Below are 9610 nucleotides of genomic sequence, written 5' to 3'. Positions count from 1 at the left end.
TACACATTAAACCCAGATTAGGGATGTCCACCCAGGTCAAGCATCACATCACACCAGAAACCCGTCGCAACTTCGGTCTAACGAGGCGTGCTGCAAATGAGTGAGCAAAGCCGTCGCTAATTGGCGACCCCGCCCCGCATGGTCGGCAAGCGAAGCCCAGTCGGGCTTGGCGAAATTCGACAGATCGCCTCCGTGTGTAGCTGGGCCATACACCAGGCGTAATAGGCGACGACTCGATGGTTTTGGTGCTCGGTGACGACGAAGACTCGGGTGGTGCCGGTCGTGGCTGATTGCCGGGCGTAACGGCGTAACCAGTCGGTCACCTAGCTCCGTACGTCCAGTGTACGGCCACCTCGCAGTGCGGGATATTGAAGTCCCATCGGCCACTGGCCAGCAGTTCGATAGCTGCCTGCAGACGCCGTCGGACCTGAAGATCAAACTTGCGGAGCTGTCGGGCAGCGGCCGCGGTTAGAGCAACGGTGTATGTCACGCCAGGCCGAGATCGGCCTTGACCTCATCCCACGGAATCGGCGCCCCGCCGGTTGCCTTTATCTCTGCACGGGCTTGCTCGGCCGCACGGATGTCGACCTTTCCTCGGCCAATGCAAGGATGCGATCCAGGTCGTCGGCGTCAATTGCGGGCCACCATCCATATCGCTTGGGCAGCAGGACTTCCCAAGTCGACGGTAGTGGGCCCGCCGTCTGCCGATTCGACCGCGACCGAGATCATTCCGGCGAATTCGCGGCGGGTCAGTACCCGCAACCGCGAGTCGAGGCTGATGCCGATGCTGTCGAAGTAGCGCAGCATCTCGGGGTCCTTGTCGGAAATCCGGGCCACGGTTCCGGCGTCGCCGTCGGCGCATGCCCACAGCTGACGGGCCGACGGGGTCGGCACCTCACCGTCGGAGCCCGGGATCGGGTCGCCATGCGGATCGCGTTGCGGGAACCCCAGCTTGGCGTCGATGCGCGCGATCAGCCGATCCGACACCGCATGCTCGAGCACCTCGGCCTCGTCGTGCACCTCGTCCCAGCCGTAACCGAGTTCGGTGACCAGGAACGCCTCCAGCAGTCGGTGACGACGGACCATCGCCAGCGCCGCACGGCGACCCGACTCGGTCAATGTCACCGCCCCGTACTTCTCGTGGTCGACCAGGCCTTGTTCGGCGAGCTTGCGGATGGATTCCGAGGCGGTGCTGGCGGACACCCCGAGCTTTTCGGCCAGCATCTTGGTGCTGACCTTCTCCCGCGACCATTCCTGGGCGTTCCAGATGACTTTGAGGTAGTCCTGGGCAACCGTGGTGAGCTCGTTGGGCTCGTCAGCGGGGCGCACAATGGAAGTTTAAGCAATCCTCACCTGATCTGCGGCTCTCGCACGACCGTGCGCTACCTGGCCCCGTACGCTTGCTGTTGTGCGACGGTGGCGCGGCCAGGACGAGATCCCCACGGACTGGGGCCGATGCGTGCTCACGATCGGGGTGTTCGACGGGCTGCACCGCGGCCACGCCGAGCTGATCGAACACGCGGTCAAGTCGGGTCGCGCACGCGGAGTGCCGACGGTGTTGATGACGTTCGACCCGCATCCGATGGAAGTGGTGCACCCCGGCAGCCACCCCGCGCAGCTGACCACCTTGACCCGGCGCGCCGAACTGGCCGAGGAATTCGGCATCGACGTTTTCCTGGTCATGCCGTTCACCACCGCCTTCATGAAGCTCACGCCGGAGCACTACGTCCACGAATTGCTCGTCGAAAACCTGCACGTGGTCGAAGTCGTGGTGGGGGAGAACTTCACCTTCGGCAAGAAAGCCGCCGGGACCGTCGACACCCTGCGCAGGGCGGGCGCGCGACTGGGGTTCGCGGTGGAGGCGATGTCGCTGGTTTCCGAACACCACGACGCCGAGACCGTGACGTTCTCCTCGACCTACATCCGGTCCTGCGTCGACGCCGGTGACGTGGTCGCGGCCGCCGAGGCGTTGGGTCGCCCGCACCGGGTGGAAGGCGTGGTGGTGCGGGGTGACGGGCGGGGCGCCCAGATGGGTTTCCCGACCGCCAACGTCGCGCCGCCGATGCACTCGGCCATCCCCGCCGACGGCGTCTATGCCGCCTGGTTCACTGTCCTCGGGCACGGCCCGGTGGCCGGCGCCGTCGTACCGGGCGAGCGCTACCAGGCCGCGGTGTCGGTGGGCACCAACCCGACCTTTTCCGGGCGCACCCGCACCGTCGAGGCGTTCGTCCTCGACACCGCCGCCGACCTGTACGGGCAGCACGTGGCGCTGGACTTCGTGGCCCGTATTCGCGGGCAGGAGAAATTCGGCTCGGTGGGCGACCTCGTCGACGCGATGGGCGCCGACACCGAGCGGGCCCGCACGCTGCTTTCGGCCGGCTGAGCTGGGTCTGATCGGCCAGCTCCGCAGCGGGCCGCCGTGCCGCCCGAATCGTCGTTGACCAGGGGATTCCGGGCTCAGGTCGGCTCGCTGCTAGACTTTCGGCGACACGGCGCGTGCTGCAGTTCGCGGTGGCCGCACCGATATCACGTGGTGATCGCAAGCGCGGCAAAGCCGGGCGCAGCGGGTCGCCACGGGACGTACCAGTTCGCGAACCTATTGATGGAGATATTTCGTGGCGCTTACCGCCGAGCAGAAAAAAGAAATCCTGGGCTCCTACGGCCTGCACGCAACCGACACCGGTTCCCCTGAGGCGCAGGTGGCGATGCTGACCAAGCGGATCGCCGACCTGACCGAGCACCTCAAGCAGCACAAACACGACCACCACTCGCGGCGCGGACTGCTGCTGCTGGTCGGCCGCCGTCGCCGTCTGCTCAAGTACGTCGCCCAGGTCGACGTGGAGCGCTACCGCTCGCTGATCGAGCGGCTCGGCCTGCGCCGCTGACCCAGGGCCGGCGGCGTCGTCAGGCTTAAAGAATCGCCAGGTCGGCGTGTAGAGTCAAAGACGTTTTGGGCCCCATCGGCCCGAACAAGGTGCGGCGCGCGCGATCCGCGCGCACCGTTCCAGCGAGGCACAACAGGACTCCGAAGGAAGACAAGTCTGTATCGCGCGGTCTTCGGTAGTGGCTGCCGAACTCCCCGAGCCCGGGGCAGGTCGGCCGCTTCGATCGACGGCCGTCGCCGCATCCAGACCTCGTGTCATCCGCGCTGTCCGCAAACCCTCCGGGTTGCGCGTGCCTGCGCGAAATAGCTGAACAAATCCAGAGAGGCTGTACGGACGCATATGTCTGTAGCTGAAATTGACGAAGGCGTGTTCGAGTCGACCGCCACCATCGACAACGGGAGCTTCGGCACCCGCACCATCCGATTCGAGACCGGCCGACTGGCCAACCAGGCCGCCGGCTCCGTCGTCGCCTACCTTGACGACGAGACCATGCTGCTGTCGGCCACCACGGCCAGCAAGTCGCCGAAGGACCAACTCGACTTCTTCCCGCTGACGATCGACGTCGAAGAGCGCATGTACGCCGCGGGACGCATCCCCGGCTCGTTCTTCCGCCGCGAGGGCCGTCCCTCCACCGACGCGGTTCTGACGTGCCGTCTGATCGACCGCCCGCTGCGGCCGACCTTCGTGTCCGGTCTGCGTAACGAGATCCAGGTCGTCATCACGGTGCTGAGCCTGGACCCGAAGGACCTGTACGACGTACTGGCCATCAACGCCGCGTCGGCGTCCACCCAGATCTCGGGTCTGCCGTTCTCGGGCCCCGTCGGCGGTGTGCGCGTCGCGCTGATCGATAACCGGGCTGGGTCTGCTCAGTGGGTCGCGTTCCCGACCGTCGAACAACTCGAGAACGCCGTGTTCGACATGGTTGTCGCGGGCCGCAAAGTCGAGGGTGATGTCGCGATCATGATGGTCGAGGCCGAGGCCACCGACAACGTGATCGAGCTCGTCGCCGGTGGTGCGGGTGCGCCCACCGAGAGCGTCGTGGCTCAGGGGCTGGAGGCCGCCAAGCCGTTCATCGCCGCGTTGTGCACCGCTCAGCAGGAGCTGCACGACGCCGCCGGCAAGGCGACTGCCGACTACCCGCTGTTCCCGGACTACCAGGACGACGTCTTCTACGCGGTGTCCTCGGTGGCGACCGACGAGCTCGCCAAGGCGCTCACCATCGCCGGCAAGGAAGAGCGTGACAACCGCACCGGCGAGATCAAGGTCGAGGTGCTCGACCGCCTCGCCGGGACCTACGAGGGCCGCGAGAAGGAAATCGGCGCAGCTTTCCGGTCGCTCACCAAAAAGCTTGTGCGCCAGCGCATCCTGTCCGACCACTTCCGCATCGACGGTCGTGGCATCACCGACATCCGTGCCCTCTCGGCAGAGGTGGCGGTGATCCCGCGGGCACACGGCAGCGCGCTGTTCGAGCGCGGCGAAACCCAGATCATGGGTGTCACCACCCTGGACATGGTCAAGATGGCCCAGCAGATCGACTCGCTGGGACCGGAGACCTCCAAGCGCTACATGCACCACTACAACTTCCCGCCGTTCTCCACCGGGGAGACCGGCCGGGTCGGCTCGCCCAAGCGGCGCGAGATCGGCCACGGCGCGCTGGCGGAGCGGGCCCTGATGCCGGTGCTGCCCAGCATCGAGGAGTTCCCTTACGCGATCCGGCAGGTCTCGGAAGCGTTGAGCTCCAACGGTTCCACGTCGATGGGCTCGGTGTGTGCCGCGACGCTGTCGCTGCTGAACGCCGGTGTGCCGCTGCGCGCCTCGGTCGCCGGCATCGCGATGGGCCTGGTGTCCGACGACGTCGAGGTTGACGGTAAGACCGAGCGCCGTTTTGTGACCCTGACTGACATCTTGGGCGCCGAAGACGCGTTCGGTGACATGGACTTCAAGTGCGCGGGCACCAAGGACTTCGTTACCGCGCTGCAGTTGGACACCAAACTCGACGGCATCCCGTCGCAGGTGCTGGCCGGTGCGCTGGCGCAGGCCAAGGATGCGCGTCTGACCATCCTCGAGGTGATGGCCGAGGCCATCGACGAGCCGGACGAGATGAGCCCGTACGCACCGCGCATCACCACGATCAAGGTGCCGATCGACAAGATCGGCGAGGTGATCGGGCCCAAGGGCAAGATGATCAACTCGATCACCGAAGAGACCGGTGCGCAGATCTCCATCGAGGACGACGGCACGGTGTTCGTCGGTGCGTCCAACGGCGAGGCGGCGCAGGCCGCGATCGACAAGATCAACGCGATCGCCAACCCTCAGCTACCCAAGACCGGTGAGCGGTTCCTCGGGACCGTGGTCAAGATCACCGATTTCGGGGCGTTCGTGTCGCTGCTTCCGGGCCGCGACGGGCTGGTGCACATCTCCAAGCTCGGTCGGGGCAAGCGCGTCGCGAGGGTCGAAGACGTCGTGAACGTCGGCAACAAGCTGCGCGTCGAGATCGCCGACATCGACAAGCGGGGCAAGATCTCGCTGGTGCTCGTGGACGAAGACGCCGGCGCATCCGGCGACGCTGACCCCAGCCCGGAGCCCGCTTCGTCGCAGACGGAAGCCGATGCCGCGACGGCCAGCAGTTAGTCCAGCGACGCGGCCGCTGCGCCGCGGCCGACACGCCGCAGAGCCGTCCGCGGCGTTCCGGCGCACCACTCTGCCCGGCGGTTTGCGGGTTGTCACGGAGTACCTGCCCGGGGTGCGCTCTGCCTCGGTCGGGGTCTGGGTAGGGGTCGGATCGCGCGACGAGGGTTCCACCGTGGCCGGCGCCGCGCACTTCCTGGAACATCTGCTGTTCAAGTCCACCCCGACCCGCACCGCCGTCGACATCGCGCAGGCGATGGACGCGGTGGGCGGTGAGCTCAACGCGTTCACCGCCAAGGAGCACACTTGCTACTACGCGCACGTGCTCGACAGCGACCTCGCGCTGGCCGTCGATCTGGTCAGTGACGTGGTGCTCAACGGGCGTTGCGCCGCAAGCGATGTCGAGCTGGAACGCGACGTCGTCCTCGAAGAGATCGCGATGCGCGACGACGACCCCGAGGACGCGCTGGCCGATCAGTTCCTGGCGGCGCTGTTCGGCGATCACCCGGTGGGCCGTCCGGTGATCGGCAGCGTGCAGTCGGTGTCGTCGATGACGCGCGCCCAACTGCACTCGTTTCATCAGCGGCGTTACACGCCCGAGCGAATGGTCGTCGCGGTGGCCGGGAATGTCGACCACGACGACGTGGTGGCCCTGGTGCGCGAGCACTTCGGGCCGCGGTTGGTGCGGGGCCGGCATGCGACCGCGCCGCGTAAAGGCGCCGGCCGGGTCGCCGGTCGCCCCCGGCTGACGGTGGTCAACCGGGACGCCGAGCAGACCCACGTCTTTCTCGGGGTACGAACGCCGGGTCGGTACTGGAAGCATCGCTGGGCGCTGTCGGTGCTCAACACCGCGCTGGGCGGTGGCCTGAGTTCTCGCCTGTTCCAACAAGTTCGGGAGTCGCGCGGGCTGGCCTACTCGGTGTATTCGGCGCTGGACACGTTCTCCGACGTCGGCGCAATGTCGGTGTATGCCGCCTGTCTGCCCGAACGGTTCGCCGAAGTGACCCGGGTGATCGCCGACGTGCTCGCGGACGTGGGCCGCGACGGCATCACCGAGACGGAATGCCGGATCGCAAAAGGTTCGCTGCGCGGTGGGCTGGTGCTCGGCCTGGAAGACTCCAGTTCACGGATGAACCGCATCGGCCGTGGCGAACTCAACTACGCTGAGCACCGAAGCATCGATCGGACCCTGCAGGAACTCGATGAGGTCACGCTGGACGAGGTCAACGCGATTGCGCGCCAACTCCTCAACAAGCCCTACGGCGCAGCCGTGCTCGGGCCGCATCAGTCGAAGAAGTCTCTGCCGCAACAGCTTCGGACGATGACGAGGTAGCTCGGTGGTACTGGGATTCTGGGATCTCGACGTGCCGATCGTGGGCGCGCCGATGGCGGGCGGCCCCGGCACGCCGGCGCTGGCCGCGGCGGTGTCCAACGCCGGCGGCCTCGGCATCCTGGCCGCTGGATACATCAGCGCCGAACGCCTCGCCAACGACATCGCGGCAGCGCGGGCCGCGACCACCGGCCCGATCGGTGTCAACCTTTTCGTGCCCCAGCCCAGTGTCGCCGACGTCATCGCGTTGGACTACTACGCCGAGGCGCTCGACGAGCTGGCCCAGCATTACGCCGTCCACGTCGGCTACCCCGAATTCGGCGATGACGACGGCTGGCAGCAGAAGCTCGAAGTGGTCGCCGACCTTCGGCCCGAGTTGGTGTCGTTCACCTTCGGCGCGCCGTCGCCAGATGTGCTGCGCCGGTTCGGCGCCTTGGGCACGTTGCTCTACATCACCGTGACGTCGGCTTACGAGGCCGGGGTGGCCGTCGCCGCCGGCGCGGACGGCCTGGTGGTCCAGGGCCCGGATGCCGGTGGCCACCGTGGGACATTTGCGCCGGATATGAGTCCGGGCACTGAACCGCTGACCGAACTTTTGGATCGCATCGGGCACGTCCACGACGTTCCGCTGATTGCCGCCGGCGGTTTGTCCAGCCCCGAGGACGTTGCCGGGGTGCTACGCAGGGGAGCCGCCGCCGCCCAGGTCGGTACCGCACTGTTGCTGTCCGACGAGGCCGGCACCAATGCCGCGCACCGTTCCGCGCTCGGACACCCGCAATTCGACACCACCGTTATCACCTCGGCGTTTTCCGGCCGGTACGCCCGTGGTCTGGCCAATGACTTCACCCGGATGATGGATCAGATTGCGCCGCTGGGCTATCCCGAGGTCAACCAGATGACGTCACCGATCCGCAGAGCCGCCGTCGAGTTGGAAGACCCGCATGGCACCAACCTGTGGGCGGGAACGGGGTATCGGAAGGCCGAAGCCCGGCCGGCGAAGGAGATCGTCGATAAGCTCGGCCGCGTCTGAGTCACCCCGACGTCAGACCAGCATTGCCGCAGGATCGGTGAACGGCAGCGCCAGGTCGGCGGCAACTCGCTGGCAGAGTAGCGCTCCGTCGTGCGTCGAAAGCCCCTTGGCAAGAGCCGGATTCGACTGGCATGCGGCCTGCCAGCCGTTGTCCGCGAGATCGAGCACGTACGGCATGGTCGCGTTGGTCAGCGCGACTGTCGACGTGGCAGGAACCGCGGCGGGCATGTTGGCCACGCAGTAGAACAGCGTGTCGTGTACGGCGTATGTCGGGTCGTCGTGGGTGGTCGGCCGAGAGTCTTCGAAGCAGCCACCCTGATCGATCGCGATGTCCACCAGAACCGCGCCCGGCTTCATCTGGGCGACAAGCGAATTCGATACCAAAGTGGGAGCCTTGCCGCCGGGTAACAACACCGCGCCGACCACCAGGTCGGCGCGCTTGACCGCTTCTTCCAGTTCGAGGGCCGTGGAGTAGCGCGTCTGCAGCTGGCCACCGAACCCGCGGTCGACGTCGCGCAGCGTGCCGATGTTGACGTCGAGGACCGTGACGGCCGCGCCCATGCCGTGGGCAACCCGGGCGGCGTTGTATCCGGCTGTCCCCGCGCCGATGACCACCACCACGGCCGGCTCGACGCCGGGCACACCGCCCATCAACACACCGCGCCCGCCGTGCGTGCGCATCAGGTGGTAGGCCCCGACCTGAGCCGACAACCGGCCGGCCACTTCGCTCATCGGGGCCAGCAGCGGCAACGCACCGTCCGGAGTCTGGACGGTCTCGTAGGCGATCGAGGTAGTGCCCGAATCCAACAGCGCCTCGGTGCACGAGCGCGACGCGGCCAGGTGAAGATAGGTGAACAACGTCTGCTCGCGCCGCAGCCGCGAATACTCAACCGGCATCGGCTCTTTGACTTTGAGCACCAGATCAGCGTCGGCCCACACGCTTTCGGCGCTTGAAACCGATTGTGCGCCTGCGGCTTTGAAGTCGTTGTCGGTGATCGCCGAGCCTTCGCCCGCCCCGGCCTGGATCAGCACCTCGTGCCCGCGGCGGGTCAATTCGGCGACGCCGGAGGGGGTGATCGCCACTCGGAATTCGTTGTTCTTGACCTCGGTCGGAATGCCCACACGCATACCGCCAATTGTGAAGAAACTTCATTGGTTATGCAAAGATAGTGAAGACATAGCAATAGAATCGACATATGGCCGAAGCAAAGACGGAAGTTCCGGACCATGTCGTGCCTCGATCGAAGGATCTTCGGCCCGCCGATCTGGATCGGGTAGACCGCCGAATCCTGGGCCTGCTGCATGCCGATGCCCGGATGCCCAATAGCGCACTGGCCGAGGAACTCGGCATCGCCGCATCGACCTGCCACGGCCGGGTGCGCCGACTCCTGGAATCGGGTGTCATCCGCGGCTTCTACGCCGACATCGATCCGGCGGCGGTGGGATTGCCGCTGCAGGCGATGATTTCGGTCAGCCTGCAGTCCCACGCCCGCGGCAAGATCCGCGACTTCATCCAACAGATCCGACGCCGGCCGCAGGTGATGGACGTCTACTTCCTGGCCGGCACCGACGACTTCATCCTGCACGTCGCGGCCCGCGACACCGAGGACCTGCGTTCGTTCGTGGTGGAAAACCTCAACGCCGACGCCGATGTCGCCGGCACCCAGACCTCGCTGATCTTCGAACATCTACGGGGGGCTGCACCGGTCTGACCGCGGCGGGCTAAATCCGAGAGCA

At 66.5% G+C, this 9610-nt stretch carries 8 protein-coding genes; 6 read left to right on the top strand and 2 right to left on the bottom strand.

Annotation, left to right across the window (positions count from 1 at the left end):
- Positions 1 to 630: 630 nt before the first annotated feature.
- Entirely contained in the window at positions 631 to 1329 is a 699-nt protein-coding gene (gene mntR, locus ABDV69_RS18985; protein WP_343577162.1) for a manganese-binding transcriptional regulator MntR, read from the bottom strand.
- Between the two features lie 79 nt (positions 1330 to 1408).
- Here mntR and ABDV69_RS18980 point away from each other — a divergent pair, with 79 nt between their 5' ends.
- The 5 genes from ABDV69_RS18980 (at position 1409) to ABDV69_RS18960 (ending at position 7873) form a co-directional block, all read left to right on the top strand.
- Positions 1409 to 2383, top strand: a complete 975-nt coding sequence (locus ABDV69_RS18980) for a bifunctional riboflavin kinase/FAD synthetase (protein ID WP_343577160.1) — start codon at positions 1409 to 1411, stop codon at positions 2381 to 2383.
- A gap of 232 nt (positions 2384 to 2615) precedes the next feature.
- A complete protein-coding gene (gene rpsO, locus ABDV69_RS18975) occupies positions 2616 to 2885 on the top strand; it encodes a 30S ribosomal protein S15 (protein ID WP_343577158.1) in 270 nt (89 codons plus the stop codon).
- Positions 2886 to 3224: 339 nt separating this feature from the next.
- Positions 3225 to 5516, top strand: coding sequence for a polyribonucleotide nucleotidyltransferase (locus ABDV69_RS18970; protein ID WP_343577156.1), 2292 nt, complete (start codon positions 3225 to 3227; stop codon positions 5514 to 5516).
- A complete protein-coding gene (locus tag ABDV69_RS18965) occupies positions 5494 to 6846 on the top strand; it encodes a pitrilysin family protein (RefSeq protein ID WP_343577154.1) in 1353 nt (450 codons plus the stop codon). The genes ABDV69_RS18970 and ABDV69_RS18965 overlap by 23 nt, the downstream gene beginning before the upstream one ends.
- Before the next feature lie 4 nt (positions 6847 to 6850).
- Positions 6851 to 7873 (top strand): nitronate monooxygenase, encoded by a 1023-nt coding sequence (locus ABDV69_RS18960; RefSeq protein WP_343577153.1) that lies wholly within the window; start codon positions 6851 to 6853, stop codon positions 7871 to 7873.
- 12 nt (positions 7874 to 7885) lie between these two features.
- On the opposite strand, the gene ald is transcribed toward ABDV69_RS18960, so the two are convergent.
- Entirely contained in the window at positions 7886 to 9001 is a 1116-nt protein-coding gene (gene ald / locus ABDV69_RS18955) for an alanine dehydrogenase (RefSeq protein WP_343577152.1), read from the bottom strand.
- Between the two features lie 68 nt (positions 9002 to 9069).
- Here ald and ABDV69_RS18950 point away from each other — a divergent pair, with 68 nt between their 5' ends.
- Positions 9070 to 9585: an Lrp/AsnC family transcriptional regulator gene (locus ABDV69_RS18950; protein WP_343577150.1), complete on the top strand. Its 516-nt coding sequence runs from the start codon at positions 9070 to 9072 to the stop codon at positions 9583 to 9585.
- The last annotated feature ends 25 nt before the right edge of the window (positions 9586 to 9610 follow it).

Source organism: Mycobacterium sp. (assembly GCF_039583785.1).
Lineage (GTDB): Bacteria > Actinomycetota > Actinomycetes > Mycobacteriales > Mycobacteriaceae > Mycobacterium.
Note: the sequence above shows the minus strand (reverse complement) of the source record. Positions and strands in the feature narration are given on the sequence as shown.